This window comes from Rhodophyticola sp. SM2404, from assembly GCF_053570515.1.
Map to the genome: position 1 here is coordinate 1 of NZ_JBSEDL010000005.1, position 19,535 is coordinate 19,535.

18 protein-coding genes and 1 pseudogene are annotated in these 19,535 nt (G+C 58.1%); 2 read left to right on the top strand and 17 right to left on the bottom strand.

Annotated elements, in window-relative coordinates; all coding sequences use genetic code 11:
• Positions 1–127 precede the first annotated feature (127 nt).
• From ACTYEO_RS08735 to ACTYEO_RS08780, 10 genes and pseudogenes are all read right to left on the bottom strand, one after another.
• Positions 128–301 (bottom strand): annotated as a pseudogene (locus ACTYEO_RS08735) (transposase); the annotation flags it as partial.
• A gap of 493 nt (positions 302–794) precedes the next feature.
• A complete protein-coding gene (locus ACTYEO_RS08740; RefSeq protein WP_449323353.1) occupies positions 795–2,225 on the bottom strand; it encodes a mannitol dehydrogenase family protein in 1,431 nt (476 codons plus the stop codon).
• 339 nt (positions 2,226–2,564) lie between these two features.
• Entirely contained in the window at positions 2,565–3,764 is a 1,200-nt protein-coding gene (gene uxuA, locus ACTYEO_RS08745) for a mannonate dehydratase (protein WP_449323354.1), read from the bottom strand.
• 20 nt (positions 3,765–3,784) lie between these two features.
• Complete coding sequence (locus ACTYEO_RS08750; protein WP_449323355.1) at positions 3,785–4,864, bottom strand: ABC transporter ATP-binding protein; 1,080 nt, start codon at positions 4,862–4,864, stop codon at positions 3,785–3,787.
• Positions 4,865–4,894: 30 nt separating this feature from the next.
• Positions 4,895–5,947, bottom strand: a complete 1,053-nt coding sequence (locus tag ACTYEO_RS08755) for a carbohydrate ABC transporter permease (protein WP_449323356.1) — start codon at positions 5,945–5,947, stop codon at positions 4,895–4,897.
• Entirely contained in the window at positions 5,940–6,908 is a 969-nt protein-coding gene (locus ACTYEO_RS08760; RefSeq protein ID WP_449323357.1) for a carbohydrate ABC transporter permease, read from the bottom strand. Before ACTYEO_RS08760 ends, ACTYEO_RS08755 begins: the two co-directional genes overlap by 8 nt.
• Positions 6,909–6,982: 74 nt before the next feature.
• Entirely contained in the window at positions 6,983–8,254 is a 1,272-nt protein-coding gene (locus ACTYEO_RS08765) for an ABC transporter substrate-binding protein (RefSeq protein ID WP_449323358.1), read from the bottom strand.
• Positions 8,255–8,270: 16 nt separating this feature from the next.
• The gene (locus ACTYEO_RS08770; protein ID WP_449323359.1) at positions 8,271–9,371 is read right to left on the bottom strand and encodes a Gfo/Idh/MocA family protein; all 1,101 of its coding nucleotides are present in this window, start codon (positions 9,369–9,371) and stop codon (positions 8,271–8,273) included.
• Complete coding sequence (locus tag ACTYEO_RS08775; protein ID WP_449323360.1) at positions 9,368–10,381, bottom strand: Gfo/Idh/MocA family protein; 1,014 nt, start codon at positions 10,379–10,381, stop codon at positions 9,368–9,370. Before ACTYEO_RS08775 ends, ACTYEO_RS08770 begins: the two co-directional genes overlap by 4 nt.
• A complete protein-coding gene (locus tag ACTYEO_RS08780; protein ID WP_449323361.1) occupies positions 10,378–11,430 on the bottom strand; it encodes a Gfo/Idh/MocA family protein in 1,053 nt (350 codons plus the stop codon). The genes ACTYEO_RS08775 and ACTYEO_RS08780 overlap by 4 nt, the downstream gene beginning before the upstream one ends.
• 145 nt (positions 11,431–11,575) lie before the next feature.
• Between ACTYEO_RS08780 and ACTYEO_RS08785 the strand changes: the two genes are divergently transcribed.
• Complete coding sequence (locus ACTYEO_RS08785) at positions 11,576–12,277, top strand: GntR family transcriptional regulator (RefSeq protein ID WP_449323362.1); 702 nt, start codon at positions 11,576–11,578, stop codon at positions 12,275–12,277.
• Here ACTYEO_RS08785 and ACTYEO_RS08790 read toward each other — a convergent pair.
• The 6 genes from ACTYEO_RS08790 to ACTYEO_RS08815 all read right to left on the bottom strand — a co-directional run bounded on the left by ACTYEO_RS08790 (position 12,274) and on the right by ACTYEO_RS08815 (position 17,655).
• Positions 12,274–13,191 (bottom strand): alpha/beta hydrolase family protein, encoded by a 918-nt coding sequence (locus tag ACTYEO_RS08790; protein WP_449323363.1) that lies wholly within the window; start codon positions 13,189–13,191, stop codon positions 12,274–12,276. The genes ACTYEO_RS08785 and ACTYEO_RS08790 overlap by 4 nt on opposite strands.
• 3 nt (positions 13,192–13,194) lie before the next feature.
• Positions 13,195–13,707 carry a flavin reductase family protein gene (locus tag ACTYEO_RS08795; RefSeq protein ID WP_449323364.1) on the bottom strand — a complete coding sequence of 171 codons (513 nt, stop codon included), beginning with the start codon at positions 13,705–13,707 and terminating at the stop codon, positions 13,195–13,197.
• Positions 13,704–14,600, bottom strand: coding sequence for an aldo/keto reductase (locus ACTYEO_RS08800; RefSeq protein ID WP_449323365.1), 897 nt, complete (start codon positions 14,598–14,600; stop codon positions 13,704–13,706). The genes ACTYEO_RS08795 and ACTYEO_RS08800 overlap by 4 nt, the downstream gene beginning before the upstream one ends.
• Positions 14,597–15,751 carry an LLM class flavin-dependent oxidoreductase gene (locus ACTYEO_RS08805; protein WP_449323366.1) on the bottom strand — a complete coding sequence of 385 codons (1,155 nt, stop codon included), beginning with the start codon at positions 15,749–15,751 and terminating at the stop codon, positions 14,597–14,599. Before ACTYEO_RS08805 ends, ACTYEO_RS08800 begins: the two co-directional genes overlap by 4 nt.
• Positions 15,752–15,831: 80 nt before the next feature.
• On the bottom strand, positions 15,832–16,935 hold the full coding sequence (locus ACTYEO_RS08810; RefSeq protein ID WP_449323367.1) for a Gfo/Idh/MocA family protein: 1,104 nt from the start codon (positions 16,933–16,935) through the stop codon (positions 15,832–15,834).
• A gap of 12 nt (positions 16,936–16,947) precedes the next feature.
• Positions 16,948–17,655, bottom strand: a complete 708-nt coding sequence (locus ACTYEO_RS08815) for a GntR family transcriptional regulator (protein ID WP_449323368.1) — start codon at positions 17,653–17,655, stop codon at positions 16,948–16,950.
• A gap of 101 nt (positions 17,656–17,756) precedes the next feature.
• Between ACTYEO_RS08815 and ACTYEO_RS08820 the strand changes: the two genes are divergently transcribed.
• Positions 17,757–18,764: a YeiH family protein gene (locus ACTYEO_RS08820; RefSeq protein WP_449323369.1), complete on the top strand. Its 1,008-nt coding sequence runs from the start codon at positions 17,757–17,759 to the stop codon at positions 18,762–18,764.
• A gap of 135 nt (positions 18,765–18,899) precedes the next feature.
• On the opposite strand, the gene ACTYEO_RS08825 is transcribed toward ACTYEO_RS08820, so the two are convergent.
• A complete protein-coding gene (locus tag ACTYEO_RS08825; protein ID WP_449323370.1) occupies positions 18,900–19,535 on the bottom strand; it encodes a class I SAM-dependent methyltransferase in 636 nt (211 codons plus the stop codon).

Consider the following 19,535-nt stretch of genomic DNA (forward strand, 5'->3'; position numbering starts at 1 on the left):
GGCCTGTCAGCACCTCAACTTGCCTCAGCTTAACAACAATCTCTTCAGGCTTCGGTCTCGTAATTCCCATCTTCGATTCTCCGTTTTCCTAACTATAGGGACGGACCAATTCAAAGGGGGAGGCTCACTTAAGCTGCTCAGTGCCCATTCCACCGTATTTCTTTTTCCAGCGATAATACGTCTGTTCAGTAATGCCGATTTGCCGGATCGCATCCAGGCGCGCAATACCTTGGCCTGTCAGCACCTCAACTTGCCTCAGCTTAACAACAATCTCTTCAGGCTTCGGTCTCGTAATTCCCATCTTCGATTCTCCGTTTTCCTAACTATAGGGACGGACCAATTCAAAGGGGGAGGCTCATGACCCTAGGCCAATTTGCCATCCGAAGGTCTATGCAAGTAGCTTACACCCGATTATCACTCTGATGGCACACCGCTGTCACAAAACCAACTCTGGACACCGAAACTGACCTAAAAAATTTAGCAATTTCAGCGCTTTAAAAGTGGGTGCGAAAACTAGCTCCGATCCCTACCGCCGGAGCCAATTTTCAAAATTGTCGTTTAGTTTCAGTGCCTATGAAGTAGCATTCAGACTGTTTTGAGAAAAGGTTAAACAAACGCTTACACAAGTGGTGACACGCCGTCCTGTTTGATCTCGTCTGTAAACCGTATTCTTTTGTTCATATCGGCCTTGCCTCGATTCCAAAATCTCCAAGCGAAGCGTCTACAAAACTAGGCGCTGACGGCAGGCAATTTAGCGCCATGCGTCGAAATCGTTCCGGTTATTTAAGAAGCTCTCAGTTTTTCAATGCAGCCTGTACCGCTGCATGAACACCGTGCTGCTCGAGTATATTCAGCAATTCAGCGGTCCTGTGAGAAAATCTCTGATCTTCGAGCACTCCTTGATGCGCAAAATTGGGGATGGTTGCGATAGCAGAAACACGATCTTCAGGATTTGTACCAGCCCGAGCCAAAACTGCGCGGATATTGTCTGCCAGCGGGTCATTAAGATCCAATTTCCGCCCCTTTTCATCTATTCCTTCGGCGAAACGGAGCCACGCGGCCGTGGCCAAAGCAAATGTCCCGATCCCCCGCCCTGCTTTTAATTGCAGGCGAGCTGGAACAAAGATGCGCTGCGGTAATTTCTGGCTGCCATCCATTGCGATTTGCAAGCAACGATGATCGATGGCGGGATTTGCAAAACGCGAAACCAATGCGTCTGCATAGCTTTTTGCATCCATCCCAGGTGTCGGTGGAAGGGTTTGGGCAGCAAGGGTCATATGCGCCTGAACCACATTGGCAAGGTCGGCATCGGCCATCACGTCCCGTACCGCTGGAAACCCTCCCAAGGCGCCGAGATAGGCAATAAGCGAATGCGATCCGTTAAGAAGGCGCAGTTTCATTGTCTCGAAGGGGGCCACATCAGGGACAATCTCGGCCCCCGCCTGTTCCCAAGCAGGGCGCGCGCCTGCAAAACTATCTTGGATGACCCATTGGCGAAAAGCTTCGGTCTCGATTGCCGCAAGATCAGGGCGACCAAGTGCCGCTTGAGCAATCGCAAAAGTTTCATCCGTGGCCGCTGGTGTAATCCTATCGACCATGCTGTTGGGAAAACAACATGCTCTGGAAATCCATTCCACAAGGCCTGGCTGTGTCTCTTGAGCGAATTCGAGAACGAGTGCCGCAAGCAAATCACCGTTCTCCGGCAGGTTATCGCAGGACATCAGCGTTAGTCCTCCAAGACCCGCATCATGACGGGCAGCCAGACCCAATACAATTAGGCCGATAAGGCTTTGCGGGGTCGCTTCGGGATCAGCAAGATCGTGGGTGATTGCGCTATTGGACCGGTCTAGGCACCGTGATCCGATGTCGGCCCCATAGCCCTTTTCGGTCACCGTAATGGTCACGATTTGGATTGCCGGATCTGCCATCCGTTCAATGAGGCGGAATTCATTTCCTTGAAGCGCACGCGCCTTTCGGATCACCGTCATCTCAAGGAGCTTTGGCCCCTTTGGATGTTGTTCGATCAAGGTATATCGTCCGCCCTGATCCATCAGCGTTCCTGCGAGCGCTGGATTGCGCATGGAAACAGCTTCAATCCCCCAGTCGCCCCCGCAGGCTAAAATTGCATCCTGTGTGAAGGCCGCCTGATGTGCTCGGTGGAATGCGCCAAGGCCGAAATGCAGGATACCGACACCGAGATTTTCCGGCAAAGAAGAGGGGGTCATGCCGTCTGTCCATAGAAGAAGACCCGTTTAGCACCGTGCAACTCGGCCAGCCTCTTGAGACGACCGATGGCAAGGCAATCGGGGGCGCTAAGACGCGTTTTATCAGGGGAAAGGAGCGTGCTCATATTATCTCTATAGGAAGTGTTCCGCGCTGCATAAAGATGGGTTTTGGAACTGAAAGGCGCGTTGTCTACATACGTCATGCCCGTTTGATCCTTGCAACACTATTTCGGCGCGACCGGTGACCGGAATTAACAATCCGCGCTTTGCGAAACGTCGGCAGGACAAGGGATTTGTCTGGTCCAAGGCCTGTTTCGCCGCGAGGTTCCCGATGACCCTTCATTCCGTCAGAGCCGCCATCACCCCGCGTAATTCAGCCAAACCGCGCAAACGGCCAACCAACGGATAGCCGGGCTGCAAGGGGCGCTGCAAATCCGAGCAAAGCGCCTGCCCGTGATCGGGGCGCATCGGAATTTCCCAATCTGCACGGCCTTCAGCCTTGCGGCGCGCTTGTTCTGCCAGAAGTGCGCGGATCGTGGCGACCATATCGGTATCGCCCCCCAGATGTTCAGCCTCGTAAAAGCTGCAACGCGCGCCATCTTCGGGGGCATGGCGCGTGGTATTGCGCAGATGCACGAAATGGATTTTCGGCCCCAAGTCGCGGATAAAAGCAACGGGGTCAAACCCTGCATCCACACCAAGCGATCCCGTGCAAAAAGTGGCCCCATTGGCAGGGCTATCAACAGCCTCCAGCACGGTTTTGTAATCCTGCAAAGATGACATCACACGCGGCAGCCCCAGCAGGGGGAAAGGTGGGTCATCGGGGTGGCAACACAATCGTAGCCCAAGGGCTTCGGCTGCGGGGGCCACTTCGCTCAAAAAATCGATCAGGTTTTGGCGCAATCGCGCTGGCGAGACCGTATCGTACCGGCTCAGATGTGCGGCCACATCCGTCAAACTCCAGCGTTCATTGGCCCCCGGAAGCCCTGCAACAATATTGGAGGTCAGGGCTTTGCGCCCTGCCTCATCCATCGCGTCGATCCGCGCGCGGGCGGCCTCGCGCAGCGCCTCTCCATAATCTTCCTGCGCGGCTTTGCGCTGGAGCAAATGAATGTCAAAACCCGCGAAATCCACCAGATCAAAGGCCATAGTGGTGCCGCCATGGGGCAAAGGGGCGGCGAGCTTGGTACGGGTCCAATCCAGCACAGGCATGAAATTGTAGCACACTGTTTTGATGCCAGCCGCCGCCAGATGGGTAAGGCTCTCGCGATAGGCGGCGAAATGGGCTTTGGCCTCGGGGCCTTGGGTCTTGATCGCCTCAGACACAGGCAGGCTTTCGACCACATCCCAGCTCAGACCCGTGGGGGCCCCAGCCTGTCCTTCGATCAAAAGCTTGCGCGCTGTGATCTCGTCGCGCGGCCAGACCTCGCCCGAGGCGATATGATGCAGCGCCGAGACGATGCCCTGCGCACCTGTCTGGCGGATTTCAGCAAGGCTGATCTGATCTGCCGGACCGAACCAGCGCCATGTTTGCCGCATCTGGGCCTTCCTTGTTCCGCTTACTCGGTCCTAAGAGTTTCACCGCTTTCGGTATCGAAAAGATGCACCTCATCGGCGCTGAGCGAAATCGCGATCCGCTCGCCGATCTGGACATTGGTCTGACCCGCCATATGCAAGGTCACGGCCGCGCCGCTTTGCAATTTCCCGTAAAGATAGGACTCGCCGCCCAATTGCTCGACGCTGGCGACATCCATTGCGATAGGCCCTGCCGCAGTGGGCTGCATATGATTGGGGCGGATACCGAGCGTCACCTCTTGGCCAAGCCTTTGTGCAAAGCCCGTCTCGGGCAGATCCAGCATCTCGCCCGTCTCCAACTCCATACGCGCGCGGCTGTCCCCGCTCACGCGGCCCTTGATGAAATTCATCTTCGGGCTGCCGATAAAGCCCGCAACAAAGAGGTTGCGCGGGCGATTATAGAGATCAAGCGGGGTGCCGAATTGCTCCAACTCGCCAAGGCGCAGCACGGCGATTTTATCGGCCATGGTCATCGCCTCGACCTGATCATGGGTCACATAGATCATCGTATTCTCAAGACGGCGATGCAGGGCCGTAATCTCGCCGCGCATATCCACACGCAACTCCGCATCAAGGTTGGAGAGCGGCTCGTCAAACAGGAAGACGCGCGGCTCACGCACTACGGCGCGCCCGATGGCCACCCGCTGACGTTGCCCACCCGACAGGTCCTTTGGCTTGCGGTCCAGCAGCATGTCGATCTGCAACATGCGCGAGACCTCATCAACCTTGCGCGCAATCTCGGGGCGCGGGGTGTTGATATTCTCCAGACCGAAAGACAGGTTCTGGCGCACCGACATATGCGGATAGAGCGCATAGGACTGGAACACCATCGCCAAGCCACGATCGGCGGCGGGGATGTCATTGACCACCTCATCACCGATCACGATATCGCCGCCCGAAATGCCCTCCAGCCCTGAGATCATCCGCAACAGCGTGGATTTTCCGCAGCCCGATGGCCCCACAAAAACGCAGAACTCGCCATGCGCAATCTCGAGATTGATCCCCTTGATCACCTCGATTGCGCCATAGGATTTGCGCAGTTGTTTTAATTCAATCTTGGCCATTTCAGCCCTTTCCTACTCCAGCGTCACCGCTCATTTGCCGCCTGTCGAGGCGATCCCGGTGGCGATGTATTTTTGTAAAAACATGAACACGGCCGCGATTGGCAGCAGGGTCAGAACCGTCATGGCCAGCAGGCTAGGCCAATCGGTCTGCAACTCCCCTTGGAAGGAATTGAGCGCCAATTGCAGCGTGAAATTTTCCGATTGGGTCAGAACGATCAGTGGCCACAGGAAATCATTCCAGCGCCACATGATCGCAAGGATCGCAAGAACCGCGATGGCGGGGGCCGAAAGCGGGATGATGATACGCCAGAAAATCTTCCATTCGCTGGCTTTGTCCATACGGGCGGCGTCCAGTATCTCGTCGGGGATGGTGATCATATATTGCCTGAGAAGGAACACCCCTGTGGGGGTTGCAGCCCCCGGTATGATCACCCCCCAAAGCGAATTGAACATCCCCAATTGCGTCACAATCAGAAACAAAGGCACCAGCACCACCGTTTGCGGGATCATGAGCGTGCCAATCACCAGTAAAAGCACCGAGGTGCGGCCCCTGAATTCATATTTCGACAGGGCAAAGGCTGCCATGGAATTTACCAGCAACATTAATAAGGTAGCGGTCACCGTTATGAAAGTTGAGTTCCAGAAAAAACGCAAGAAATTGAAGCGCTCGAAAAGCTGGGTGTAGTTCTGGGTGGCAAAGGCCACCCGCTCGATGGCCTCGACCTGCGCCAGTTCAAGGCGGATACGCTCCTGCGGATTTGCAGGCAGTACAACCTCGATCCGGCCCGAACCACGGCGGGTCTGGCCGACGATCTCGCCCTCCAGATCGCCCTCAAGCACGGTATAGGCCAAAAGCGGTTCATCAAAGCCCTCAACCTCCAGCGTTTCTTGTGCATAGGGCAAAAAGCGGGGCGGGAAACGGTCCAATTCATTGGGGGTTTTGAAGCTGGATAGAACCAGCCAGACCACAGGGCCGAACATCAGGAAAATCCCAAGACAGAGATACCCATAGGAGACCCAATCGGTCCAATGCAGCCGCCCCTTGCCTCGGGTCGCGGTAAGGAAAGCCCAAGCTCTAGACATCTGCGTTCCTCCGATTGATCCATAGTTGCACCAATGTCAGCACAACCAGAACGCCCGCCACCAGCAGCGAGGCCGCCGCCGCCAGTCCGAACAGGCGCGGCGCACCCGCAAAGCCTTCTTCATAGATATACTGGATGATGAAGGTCGTGGCCGTGCCCGGCCCCCCGCCCGTAAAGGCGTAAATCTCGTCAAAGGTCTGCACGCCCTTGATCAGCGCCAAGACCAGCACCACCAGCATGGTGGGCGACAACAGCGGCAAGGTGATGCGGCGGAAGCTGCGCCAAGGCGAGGCCTTGTCCATCGTGGCCGCCTCATAGACATCGCGCGGAATGGCCTGAAGCCCCGCCAGAAGGATCAGCGTATAAAAGCCCATATGCGCCCAGACCGAGATAAACACCGACCAGCCAAAAGCCCATTGCGCATCAACCAGCCAGTTGATCCCGCCCACACCCGTCCAATCAAGAAAGGCGTTCAGCACGCCTTCTCGCTGCAAAATCCATTTCCAGATCAGGGCCACCACAACGGGCGAGAGCAGGACGGGAAAGAAGAAAACCGAGCGGAAAAAGCCGCGCGCCCGAATATCGCGGTTCAGGATGATCGCGGTCAAAAGCGAAAAGCCCACCATGATGCCCACCTGCAAGGTCACGAACCATGTCGTGTTCCAGACCGCGCGCCAGAACTTGTCCTCGCGGCAGGAATTGGGATCAAGAAAATTGGAACAATCCATTAGATTATTGAAGTTTCGCGCGCCCACATAGGGGCGGTCAACCAGAAGAACATTGTCACTGCCTGTGGTTGCATAAAACACATTCACGATTACAGGAAGAAAGGCAAAAAGGCCAAAAAGCACGAGGTTTGGCAAAAGAAATGCCCAAGCAAGGCGATTGATCCCGAGCAGGCGCTGCAAGCCCAGAAACGGAATTTCGATGACACGCATGATGGGGGTGATGATCCGCAGCATGGGACCTCCGCATTGGCAATGCCGCGCCCCCTATCTGCGCGATTTGCAAAAGGGGGCGCGAGGTTTTTAAAGGGTTACTGGCTTTCCGCCATCGCTGCCGCAAGATCGGAGCTTGCGCGCTCCATGGCCTCTGCCACGGTCAATTCGCCCACAATCGCTTGGCTCAGACGCTCAACCGTGATGCCGAACATCGCGCGGTTGCCAGCATAGCCCTGATAGGCAAAGGCAATCGGCGAGACATTGGCAAGATCGGCGGCGAATGCGGTCAATGCAGCTTGAGCGGCAGGCGATGCGCCCTCGAACTCAACACCAGCACCCGCGACACCCAGATGGGCTGGCAGGTTGCGTGTGCGTGCGGCCACTTCTGCATAGACATCCTCTTGCGCGAGATAGTCGATCACAGCGGCCACAACCTCGGGATGCTCGGTCTGGCTAAAGCCTACGACACCTGCACCACCGGGCATGCCCGAGCAGGGTCCAGCGGGACCACAGGGGCTGCCGACAACTTGCCAATCGAAGAAATCACCCACTTGGTCATCCATGCGGCCGACCTGCCATGAACCGGAATAATAGAAGACCAGCTCGCCATTGATGAATTCCTGTGCGGCGTCTTGATAGGTTGCCCCACCCTGCCCCGCCCAGACATCACGTGCCATGGTGCCATCTTCGTTCCAAGCGACGAATTGCTCGGCAAAGGCGGTGAAGCCGTCATCGACCAATTGGCCATTGCCATCAGCATCGAAATACTGCGCGCCATAAGACACGGCAGGGCCCGCCACACGGTGACCGGAGCGGTCAATCGCCATTGCAAAATCAGCATCCGTTGCTTCGGCGACAGCGCGCGAGGCTGCAGCCCAATCATCCCAAGATGCACCCGCACCCGGCAACTCGACGCCAGCTTGCTCGAACAGGGTTGCGTTGACGAAAGGCCCCGTGATGGTCAACTGGCTATGCATGCCATAGATGCCTGCGTCATCGGCACCTGCGCGGTACCAGTTCAGCGTCTCGCCGAAGCTGTCAGTCCAGTATCCAGCATCCACATGAGGCGCGAGATCAAGGTAGTATTCATTCAAACCCCCAAGATCGGTGACTTTTGCCAGATCAGGGCCAGTGCCGGCAGCAAGCTGCACGGGCAGGTTTTCCAGAATGGCCTGATAAGGCACCACGTCGACAATCACATCAACGCCCGGGTTATCGGCCTCGAAACGGCTGAGCACGTCGTCATAGACTTCGCATTCATTGCCATCCGAATAGCACATGAAGCGGATTTCCTGCGCCATGGAAGCGCTTGCCGCCATGCCCAGTCCAGCCGCCAAGGCTGTCGTCATCAAGATATTCTTCTTCATTGGTCAGGTTCCTCCCTTATTGTCCTGATAGGCGTGAAAAAGCGGGCGGATCAGGCAGCCACCCTTGGTAGAAAACTGTATCGGCTCCAAGCGGCAAAGCAACCGCCCTGCCCGTTCGGCTTGAAGCATAGATCGCGGTGATCAATTCGATTGAGCGGCGGCCATCGTCTTGCAAGGTAACCTCTGCACCGCCTGCGCCTGCCAAAGCATCGGCCACGGCCTCCAGATAGCCTGCAAAACCGCCAAGCCCTTCCGGAACCTCTCCGACAATCGCATCGATTTCGGCTTGGCGTGCAGGCAAGCGGGCCACGAAGCGCCAGTTATCCTGCATCGGGGCGTAGGGGGCTGTGCCACTCTCGGCGGTCAGATGCTCGTAGCAGAGGCGCAGCCGCGTCGTGTCATTGCCCGCGCCAAGCGTGATTGAACTGCTGGACAAGGCACCGCTTTCCATCCGAAAGGCCAGCGCCGCGCAATCCTCGGTCTCGATGGGATTGACCCGTGTATCGGTCATCGCAAAAACCTGCGCCACTGGTCCCAGCAAGTGACACAGCAGATCATGGGCATGGATCGCATGCCCCAGCACCGCGCCACCTGCCTCACCATCCCATGTGCCGCGCCAAGGAATGGCGTAATAGGCGGCATCGCGGTTCCAATGGGTCTCGAGGCTGGCCGTATAGGCGCGGCCCAAAAGCCCTGCGGATTTGAGAGCGCGCAGTTGCGCCATCGCGCGACCATAGCGGTATTGGAACACGGGAAAAACCTGACGGCCTGCCTGTCTTGCCGCCTCGATCAATTGATCGACCTCGGACAAGGCGCGGGTGATAGGTTTTTCGCAGATCACATGCTTGGCGGCGGCAAGCGCCTTCAGGCTCATCGGAACATGCAGATGCGGCGGCAGGCAAATATCCACCAGATCAATCGCAGGATCGGCCAATACGGCGTCAAAATCGCTCGTCACGGCAATATCGCCCGCGTCCCCCGCCGCGCCCGCCACGGCGCGCGCGCGATCCAAATCCAGATCGCAAAGCGTGCCGACATGGAACCGCTGCGGCAAGGCGCGGTAGCCCTGCAAATGCTCGGCCCCGATGCCCGCCCCTATGATCGCCACGCGGATCACGGGCGCTGCCCTTCGGCCATCGCCTGAGCCTTCAGGGCCAAGTCGCAGACCTTGAAAACATGGCTCTGGCTCATCGCTGTCTCGTCACGGTGGCGGATGTCATGGATAAGCCTGTCAAAATAGGGCAGCGGAGCCCCCGACGCATCGATTTTCTCGCAGCGCGTACCATTCACAAGGATCAGGTGATCGGTGCCTTGGCTGCCGACATCCACATATTTGCGCAGCTCGATATAACCCTCAGTGCCCAGAATGGTCAGCCGCCCGTCCCCCCAATTCGGCAAGGCATCGGGGGTGTACCAATCAAGGCGGATATAGCCATGGGCCCGATCACTGCGCAGCGCCAACTCACCGAAATCTTGCAGCCCCCGATCCTCGGGATTGGCGTAATTTGCGACATTGGCCATGGTAATCTCGGCATCATGAGAGCCAGTGAAGAACAGGAATTGGTCAATCTGGTGGCTGCCGATATCGGTGATGATCCCGCCATAGGCGGCACGGTCAAAGAACCAATCGGGCCGTGTGGCGCGGTTCAGGCGATGCGGACCAAGCCCCAGTGTTTGCACAACCTTGCCAATCGCACCTTGCGCGACCAGATCTGCCGCCATTGAGGCGCAGGGAACCTCGAAGCGTTCCGAGAAATCAATCGACCAGATCTGCCCCGTGCGCGCCACGCAAGCCTTCAGAGCGTCAAGCTGCTCAAAACTGATACAGCCCGGCTTGTCGGTCATCACATCCTTGCCTGCCTCCATCGCAGCAATCGCCCAATCCGCGCGGTCGCGGGGAATGCCTGACAGAAGGATCAGATCAATGCTGTCGTCTTCCAGCAAGCGCGCAGCCGCATCGACGCGCGCGACATCGGGAAAACGCTCGATCATGCCCGCCTCGGGCGGCGGGTGGCCGTCGGTCCACCACCCCACAAATTCCGCGCCGGCCTTGATCATGCTGCCAGCCATTCCGTAGATATGACGGTGATCAATACCGATGGCGCCAAAGCGAAGGGGACGTGTCATGCTGCCACCTGCTCGGTCTGGCCCGAGCGCGCAGCGCGGGTGATGGCGTCAATCAGATCATGGGCGGCAAGCGCGGCCTCGCCCGTGACCAAAGGCGCGCGATCCTCGGATATTGCATCGGCGAAATCTTCCAAAATGGCTTGGTGCCAATCGCTGGTGAAGGCCATCGGGTCGGCCCCGCCGCCTGTGCCAGCCTCCTCGCCAAAGGTATCAACGCGACCATCGCGCCAAGATATGCGCAATTGGCCCGCCTCGAGATGCAAGCTCGCAAGATCGAAATGCAGGGTAATCGTCTCAGGCGCGCCGGGGAAACTGGCGGTGCTGGCGGTCAATGAACCCACCGCCCCGCAGGTGAACTCCAAGCCCGCCACCACGAAATCCTCGGCCTCCATCTGATGAAAGCGTGATGTCACGGCCATTGCGCGAAGGCTTTGCACGGGGCCTGCCAGAGACAGCGCCAGATCAATCGTGTGGATCGCCTGCGAGATCAGCACACCCCCGCCATCGCGAGCATAGCTGCCACGACCTGCGACATCGTAATAGCTTTGCTCGCGCCACCATGGCACCTTGATCTCGACCAGACCCAAAGGCCCGAAGGTATCAGTTGCGATCATCTGCGCCGCCTGCCGCGAGGCCGCCCGCATACGATGTTGGAACACCACACCCAAGCGGACGCCCGCCGCGCTGCAAAGGCCCACCACCTCGCGCGCTTCCGCGCCATCGCGCGCAACAGGTTTTTCCAAAAGGATATGTTTGCCCGCCGCCGCCAACGGCGCGATGATCTCGGCCCGCGCATTGGGCGGGGTCAGGATGATGGCGAAATCGACTTTATCATCGGCGGCCACGTCATCAATAGATGCATAAGCCCGAGGCGATGCGCCAAGCATGGCTTGGGCCTCATCCGCCAGCGCGCGCGCCCGATCAGGGCTGCGCGAATAAATCCCCGCCAAGGCAACCTTTTGCGAGGCCGAAGCACAGGCCGCAAGATGGGTGCGCGCAACCATGCCCGCCCCAATCAGAACCGCTCGTTTTGGCGATTTCTCAGCCATAGTGCGACACCCCCTCCCGACTGTCTTGTTCAATCAGCCACAGGCACAGAGCGGTTGTCAAGCAAATTGAATACCGGTATACAGGTGGGGTAGAATGCTTCCTGCAAAGGGTCTAAGGGTGAATAGAAAAGCGTCCAATATTGACATGAGCGCCTTGCCTGTCAGGCCATTGGATCTGTCCCGCCCTGCCGCAGAACAGATTGCAACGGATGTGAAATCAGCAATTCTGAATGTCACCCTGACCCCAGGAAGCATGATCTCGGAAAACGAGATTGGTCAGGTCTTCGGGGCCAGCCGAACCCCTGTACGTGAGGCTTTTGCCCTGTTGCGCCGCGAGGGGCTGGTCGTCACCTATCCCAGTCGCGGCACCTATGTGTCGAAACTGGCCGAGCATCAAATACGCGGCGCGCAATTCCTGCGCGAAGCGCTTGAAGTGGCCGTGATCGGGCGGCTCTGCGACACGGGCCTATCTGAGGCCGCGCGCGCGGCGCTGGAAACCAATCTCAAGCAACAGGCCGATGCGCTTGCCGATAATGATCGCGCCACATTCCATGCGCTTGATGACCAATTCCACAGCCTTTTGGCTGAGGCAACGGGTTACCCGCGTGTCAGCAACATCTTGCAGAGCGAAAAGACCGCCCTTGATCGGTTGCGCTGTCTGTCGCTTGGCCATCAGGAGCGGATGACCGAGCTGTTTGAAGAGCATCGCGGCATTCTGGACTCCATCGTCAATGGCTATTCCGGTCAGGCTCTGGACAGGATGCGGCTGCATTTACGCTCGATCCTGTCGACGCTGACGCAACTGATCGCCGATAACCGCGATTATTTCGAGGATGGCGCGGGCTAATCCTCCAGCAAGGCCGCCCTGAGGAACTCCAGCACCGCTTGGCGCATTGCGGGTGTTTCCAGATGGCCCGTGTCGTCCTCCAGATGAAACTGAAGCTCCGATTGCGCATCATGGGCCGCATAGGCCTGCAGCAGATCCTTGCGCGCAATCTCGAAGGCGGAGGGCGGGGTCAGCGGGTCTTGCCTGCCGATTGCAATCTGGAGTGGGCGGGGGGCTGCCAGCCCCGCTATCTGGCCTGTGCGCGCGACAGGCAAAAGGCCTGGCACCGTCATATAGACCCCATGCGCATCATGCGCGCCAAGCCGCACCAATTCCGCGATATCGGCAAAACAACATAACGCCGTGACCGCATGAATGCGCGGATCCAGTGCCGCCAGCCACCACGCCAAGGTGCAGCCCATGGAAAACCCCATCGCGCCGATCCTGTCAGGCAGAATTGCGGGATGGCTTGCCAAAAACGCCAGTCCGCCGCGTTGCTCGGCCAGCATCTGCCCAAACAGCGTGCTGCCCTGCCATGCCAGCGCCTTGGCGCGGGAGGCTTCATCGGGCTGCTGTCTTGCCCCGAAACAGGGCATCTCAAGGCAAAGCGAGGCACAACCCATCTGGGCCAATGCCGCGCCATAAGGCCCTTGCAGCGATCCGCGGCCTTGGGTCAGTTCGTCTCGTCCCATCGCATATTTGCCCCCATGGGCCTGGGCATAGACCATCGCGGGCACAGGGCCATGGCCATCAGGCGGACGAATGAAATAGGCGGGGATGTCCTCGCCCGCGCTATTGGCGAAGATCAAATCCTCAAGCACCCAATCGTGATAGGCATGCAAGCTGCGCCTGTGCACTAGCCTGATATCGGGCGCGGACCATGTCTCGCCCAAAAGCGAGGCCAATCTGGCGGCTAGATCGGGCGCCGCGGACATGGCCTAGCCTTCCAAGCGGAACTGGCCGAACTGGCTGCCAAAACAGATCAACGGCGCACCTTCGCGAAAGGCGACCTTCTGGACCAGCCCGACAAGAATGCCATGATCGCCGCCATCATATTCGGCATAGCGTTCACATTCGAACCGCGCGAGACATCCCGCCAAAAGCGGCAGGCCATGCGCGCCCTCCTCCCAGATCACGCCTTCAAACGCGTGCGGAGAGGCCGCGAAGGCTTTGCACAAATCCAGCTGATCCGCGCCCAAGACATGGATCGCCATATGCTTGGCCCCAGAGAAATAGGGATAACGCCGTGAAGCCTTGCCGACCGACCACAAGACCAATGCGGGGTCAAGCGAGACCGAGGAAAAGCTGTTGGCAGCGATCCCCACGGGGCCGTCCTTGGTCATGGTCGTTACAATCGTGACGCCTGTGCCGAAGCGCGACAAGGCTCCGCGCAGGGCCTTGCCCGTCTCGGGTCCGGGGATGAATTGCTCCATCGTGTCCTGAAAACTCATGGCACCTCTTGCCCCCAAGCTGCCGTCAAAATCTCGAACCATGTTTCACGGTCGATCTGCACCTTATTGGCGGAAGAGATCGCGCGGATACGCTCCAGCGAATTTGTGCCCATGACGGGTGCGATCTTGGCAGGATGGGCCAAAAGCCAAGCAACCGCCACGGCGGTTGCATCAACGCCCTGCTCGCCCGCGATACGCTCCAGCACAGCACGCACGGGCGCGCCCTGCTCGGAGAACAGCGCGCCGCCCGCCAAGGGCGACCACGCCATGGGACGAATGGCACGCTCCTGCATCCATGCGATATCGCCATCGATGAAAGGGGCGAAATGCAGCACGCTGGCCTCGATCTGGTTGGTAATCAGCGGGGTAGTCATGGCCGATTGCAGCAAGCTCCAGTCATTGAGCTTGAAATTCGACACGCCAATATGTCCGACCTTGCCCGAGGCCACCAACGCATCAAGGGCCGCCCCCGTTTCATGGTGATCCATCATCGGATCGGGGCGGTGAATCAACAAAAGGTCAATCCGGTCGATGGCCATATTGGTCAACGAGGCCTCGACCGAGGCCGTGATATGAGCCGCCGAGGTATCATAGTATTTGACGCGCTTATCGGCATATTTCCCGCAAGGGGCCACGATATCGCATTTGGTCACCAATTCGATCTGGTCGCGCAGATGCGGGGCGGATTTCAGTGCCGCGCCCAAGACCGCCTCGGCCCCGTAATCGCCGTAGATATCGGCCTGATCGATGGTGGTGATGCCCTGCTCGAGACAGGCTTCCAGCTTGGCCTGCACATGTGCGGGCGCGGTGTTCTCATCATCGGCAACACGCCACATGCCATAGACAAGGCGCGAGATTTCAAGCTGGCCGGATAGGGATAGACGGTCGGTCATTTGCGCTCTCCTGCGCCCAAGGGCGTATTGGGGGTTTGGCTTGGCACGCGGCCATATTCGATTGGCAGCGAACAGGTTTTAAGATGCGGCATCACAAGTTTGCCGAAATAGTCACATTCTTCCAGATGCGGATAACCCGAGAAGATAAAGGCGCGAATGCCCATTTTCTGATACGCTTCGATCTTGGACATAACCTGATCAACCGAACCGACAAGCGCCGCCCCGCAGCCCGACCGCGCGCGGCCCACACCTGTCCAGAGATTAGGCTCGATATAGCCGAATTGATCGGCCAATTCGCGAGCACGGGCCTGATGCGCCACCCCGAGCGAGATTGAATCATGTGCGCGGTCGCGGATCATCTTGCCATATTCATCATCCAGCTTGCTGACGATATATTCGGCATAATCGCGGGCCTCGGCCTCGGTTTCGCGCACGATCATATGGACCCGAAGCCCGTAATCGAGCGTCCTGTCATAGCGCGCGGCGACGGAATGAACCGCCTTCATGCGGCCGGCAAGCTCTTCTTCGCGCTCGGGCCACATCAGATAGACATCACAATGCTGCCCGCATAACTCCAGCGCATCCGGACTATATCCACCGAAATAAAGCAGCGGTCCGCCCGTTTGATACGGCTTGGCAGGGTCAGTAGAAACTCCTTTGAAGTCATAGACTTCGCCAGAGTAGTTAATCTCGTCCTGCGTCCATGCCTGTTTAAGGATATCCACAACCTCGCGCGAGCGTTTATAGCGGAAACTGCTCTCGGCTTTCTCGCCCGGAAAATCCGAGGAGATGATATTCACCGTAAGCCGCCCTTTGAGCATATGGTCAAGCGTCGCCAAGGTGCGCGCCAGCATGATCGGTTGCATCTCGCCGCAGCGCACCGCCGCCAGCATATTGATCCTGTCTGTGATCGGTGCACCGCCCGCAACGAAGCTCAACGTATCTTGGCCTACCTGATAGGAGGAGGGGCACAGGATATTGCGGAAACCATTGGCCTCGGCCGTTTTGAGAATTGTCGAGCAATGCTCCCAGCTTGAGCGCAAATCCCCATCGGGCACGCCCAGAAACTGGTAATCATCCGAACAAAGTGCCGCAAACCAAGATACTTCGGCGGCATCTAGACCAGCGGATGTAACCGGAACCACACTCATAACGTCCTCCCCTTCGCAATGCTGTGGCGTCTTTTGTAATCGGCAGTCCGCATTGCATCAATGGTGTATCAATAATTTCTTCAGGCAGGCAGGGATATCTCGACCACCTGACCCGTTGCCATCGACTGCTGTGCCGCCTGCCCCATCAGCACCGAGATCAGACCATCGCGCAACGACACTTCGGGGGCTGCGCGTTCTCCGCGCACCATCTCAAGAAACCCCTTATGCTGATAGTAGGTCGAGCCGTTGTGATCGCCCGCCGCCAGCAAGGTCGGATCAACGGGAATGTCATGCAAGACAGGCCCTTTGGGATCACGCGGACTGATGATCAACTGCGGCACGGGCGGCGCGCCCAGATGCGCAGGCCAGAACCTGCCAGGGCCAGGCACCAGCGCCTCGATCTTGCCCTTGGCACCGACCGCGCTGACCTCTTCCTGATAGCGCGCGCCTTCGGCAAACATGCACAGCTCCAACATCGCGCGGGTACCATTGGAAAAATCAACGATGACATAGCCATGATCAAGGATATCAGGCACCTCGCCCGCATAGCTTTCATCCAGATGATTGACCGCCTGCCCCCCCGAGGCCATCACGCGGACAGGTTCGGCCCCGAGCACCAGCCGCATCAGATCGAAGAAATGGCAGCATTTCTCAACAAAGGTCCCACCTGTGTTGCGGTTGAAACGGTTCCAATCCCCGACCTTCTCGAGAAAGGGAAAACGATGCTCGCGAATGGTAAGCATATTGATCCCGCCCGTTGCCTGTTTGGCCTCGCTCAGCAAAGCAGCGATTGGCGGCATATAGCGATATTCCATCGCAACCCAGATCGGCGCGGGATAGCTGGCCATCAGCGCCTCGATGCGGGTACGATCGGCGGGGTCGGTGAAAAGCGGCTTCTCGACCAGCACGGGCAAGGGGTTGATCGCCGCAATCTGCTCCAACTGCCCGACATGGCAGAAATTGGGGCTGGCAATCAAAAGGCAATCCAGATCGGGCAAAGCCAGCAGCGCCTCGATGCTATCCATCATTCGGGCCTGCGGGGCCAAAGCCTGCGCCTTGGCCGCCATACCGACGTCAGGCTCAAAAATCGCGGCAACCTCGGCTTGGTCCAGAAGCGCGATGTTTTGCAGATGCTCCTGCCCCATCATGCCACAGCCGATTACGCCATATATTGTCTTGGACACGCGTCTTTCTCCTTAGATCATGCGTTGCACGTAATGTGCTTTTTCAGTGTCGAACCATGTGCGGGAAAACTCGACAGGCGCCCTGCCCTGCGCCCAACTATACCGCTCAATATGGGCGGTAATTTCACCCCTTTTCGGAGCAAAAGCCTCAGGCGCCCAATCAGGGGTTTTGTCGATGGAGACACGATCTTCGGCGCGGGTGATCCATAGGCCCAATTGCAAACGGTAATAGCGATAGAGCGAGTCTGATATCTCGGCAGGATCAATCGCACCGGCCTGCCCGTCCAGCCAGATTTCCTCGACCGCGATGGGGTGTTTGTTAAGGAATCGCAAACGGCGGATGCGCGTCGCTGCTTCACCCTCACCCCAGAGGCGATCCTTCTTCATGGGGGTCACATCCAGCACCTGCGCCGTGGGCAAACCGCCCCCCTCGCGCAGCTCAAGCCGAAACATCGAATAGACGCTTTCGGTGGTGTGACCTGCCTTGGAACGGATATAGTTGCCCGAGCCCTGCTTGCGCTCAAGCAGGCCTTTTTTCTCTAGCTCCAACAGGGATTTGCGCAAAGTGCGCACAGTTGTGCCCTGCTGCTTGGCCATGTCGCGTTCGGGCGGCAAACGCTCACCATCTACAAGCCGCCCTGAGGCGATCTCACGGATCAGCAATTCGCTGATTTGGAGATAGAGCGGCAGGGCATTCGGCGCGCCCATTTTCGGTGCCATTTTCCGAACGCCTCCCGTCGTTGGAAAAATTGATACCCAATTGATCTACATGAACCGAGCCGCTACACAAGCTGAAATTTATCCAATCTGCGGGAGGGCGGATGATGGACACAAGCTGGATCAAAGCCCGCTTTGCCGCCGCGCGCAGCATCGCGCCGGGGCTGACCATGGCAGCGCTGATCGCAATGGCGGCGCAGTTCCTATCCGACCATTATGGCGCGCCTGTGATGCTGATGGCGATCCTACTGGGCATCCCCTTCCATTTCATGACGGAAGACCCGCGCATGGCGGACGGCATCACCTTTGCCGCGCGCTGGTTGCTGCGCTTTGGTGTAGCCCTTCTGGGGCTGCGGGTCAGCGTTGACATGGTTCAAGCCGTGGGTTGGGAATTTCTGGCCTTCCTCGTATTGGCCGTGGCCATAACGATTGTGGGGTCGATAGCCACCGCCCGCCTTTTCGGGCGCGAGCGGTTATTCGGCTTTCTGACAGGCGGAGCGGTCGCGATTTGCGGCGCATCTGCCGCGATGGCGATCAGCTCGATCCTGCCCAAACGCCCCGAGGCCGAGCGCGATCTGGTCTTCACGGTGATCTCGGTCACGCTGCTCTCGACGGTGGCGATGATCCTCTACCCGATTTTGGCCAGCGCCTTGGGCCTGTCCGAGCATGAAACGGGCCTCTTCCTTGGCGCAACCATCCATGATGTGGCGCAAGTGGTGGGGGCGGGATTTTCGGTCTCGGAGGAGACGGGCGAATTGGCCACCTTGGTCAAACTGCTGCGCGTGACTTTGTTGGCCCCTGTGGTGCTGATCGGCTCGCTCCTGCTGCGCGGGAATGTGCCTGAGGGTTCGAAACGCCCGCCCCTCTTGCCGGGCTTTGTAGTGGTGTTTTTGGTGCTGGCCGCGCTGAATTCAATGCAACTGGTTCCCGCCGACTTGGGCCCGCCCGCTGCCAGACTCTCAAGTGCGGCCTTGGTGACGGCGGTGGCCGCTGTGGGCATGAAAACATCGCTGGCACAATTGCGCGACGTGGGCGCATCATCAACTGCGATGATCGCGGGCCAGACAGTGTTCTTGGCGGGATTGGTTTTGCTGGGACTTTGGTTTTTTTAGATAAGCGGAAAAATCCAGCAACTTTATGCGCAAGATCAGAGAGCTGGAGTCCCGTTAAAATTTCAAGCTGTTGGAAGTACTCATAAACAGGATCTTTCTTACGCGCGGTGGCGCGAGGGTTTTAAACTCTGCGGCTCAGCCCTCACCACCCGCTTTGGACAACCGCGCATATTGGGCGTAGCTTTTGAGCAAAGGCTGCCAATGCACCTCGAACCCATCATGGCCCTTCAAAGCCTCTTGCAAGCTATCGCGTGGGGTCACGTGGAAGCGGTCCAGCCATGAGCGGAGCCGTGTGTTGAACCAGCGCGGCAAGTCAGATTGGTCTCCGAAATCAACGATATGCAACTCTCCACCAGGTTTGAGATGGCGCAGCGCCTCGGGAATGGCGGCCTCCCAATTGGGGATCATCGAGATGCAATAGGACATCAAAATCCGGTCAAATTTCTCCTGACCGAACAAATCCAACGGATCAAACTGGCAGGCATCGCCCAAGGCCAGTTTTGCTTTGCTGCCCAGTTTCGCCTCGGCCGTTCGCAGCATTTGCGAGGAGATATCCAAGCCATAAAGAGACCTGTTTGGATAGCGCGCGGAGATTTCATCCAAGTTTCGTCCTGTGCCGCAAGCGACCTCCAACACATGGGCGTCGGGGTCGGGATGCAGCTCGCGCAATGTGAAATCGCGCCCGAGCAGATAGTATTTGCGGGTCGCGTCATAGATCAGCCTTTGCCTGCGATAGACCTGATCCATCAAGGCGCCATGGGTATCTGTCAT

Bases quoted from the DNA above. Each gene is read 5' to 3' on its own strand.
- ACTYEO_RS08740 (WP_449323353.1), bottom strand. From the start codon at position 2,225: ATGACCCCCTCTTCTTTGCCGGAAAATCTCGGTGTCGGTATCCTGCAT.
- uxuA (WP_449323354.1), bottom strand. From the start codon at position 3,764: ATGCGGCAAACATGGCGCTGGTTCGGTCCGGCAGATCAGATCAGCCTT.
- ACTYEO_RS08750 (WP_449323355.1), bottom strand. From the start codon at position 4,864: ATGGCCAAGATTGAATTAAAACAACTGCGCAAATCCTATGGCGCAATC.
- ACTYEO_RS08755 (WP_449323356.1), bottom strand. From the start codon at position 5,947: ATGTCTAGAGCTTGGGCTTTCCTTACCGCGACCCGAGGCAAGGGGCGG.
- ACTYEO_RS08760 (WP_449323357.1), bottom strand. From the start codon at position 6,908: ATGCTGCGGATCATCACCCCCATCATGCGTGTCATCGAAATTCCGTTT.
- ACTYEO_RS08765 (WP_449323358.1), bottom strand. From the start codon at position 8,254: ATGAAGAAGAATATCTTGATGACGACAGCCTTGGCGGCTGGACTGGGC.
- ACTYEO_RS08775 (WP_449323360.1), bottom strand. From the start codon at position 10,381: ATGACACGTCCCCTTCGCTTTGGCGCCATCGGTATTGATCACCGTCAT.
- ACTYEO_RS08780 (WP_449323361.1), bottom strand. From the start codon at position 11,430: ATGGCTGAGAAATCGCCAAAACGAGCGGTTCTGATTGGGGCGGGCATG.
- ACTYEO_RS08785 (WP_449323362.1), top strand. From the start codon at position 11,576: ATGAGCGCCTTGCCTGTCAGGCCATTGGATCTGTCCCGCCCTGCCGCA.
- ACTYEO_RS08790 (WP_449323363.1), bottom strand. From the start codon at position 13,191: ATGTCCGCGGCGCCCGATCTAGCCGCCAGATTGGCCTCGCTTTTGGGC.
- ACTYEO_RS08795 (WP_449323364.1), bottom strand. From the start codon at position 13,707: ATGAGTTTTCAGGACACGATGGAGCAATTCATCCCCGGACCCGAGACG.
- ACTYEO_RS08800 (WP_449323365.1), bottom strand. From the start codon at position 14,600: ATGACCGACCGTCTATCCCTATCCGGCCAGCTTGAAATCTCGCGCCTT.
- ACTYEO_RS08805 (WP_449323366.1), bottom strand. From the start codon at position 15,751: ATGAGTGTGGTTCCGGTTACATCCGCTGGTCTAGATGCCGCCGAAGTA.
- ACTYEO_RS08815 (WP_449323368.1), bottom strand. From the start codon at position 17,655: ATGGCACCGAAAATGGGCGCGCCGAATGCCCTGCCGCTCTATCTCCAA.
- ACTYEO_RS08820 (WP_449323369.1), top strand. From the start codon at position 17,757: ATGATGGACACAAGCTGGATCAAAGCCCGCTTTGCCGCCGCGCGCAGC.
- ACTYEO_RS08825 (WP_449323370.1), bottom strand. From the start codon at position 19,535: ATGACAGATACCCATGGCGCCTTGATGGATCAGGTCTATCGCAGGCAA.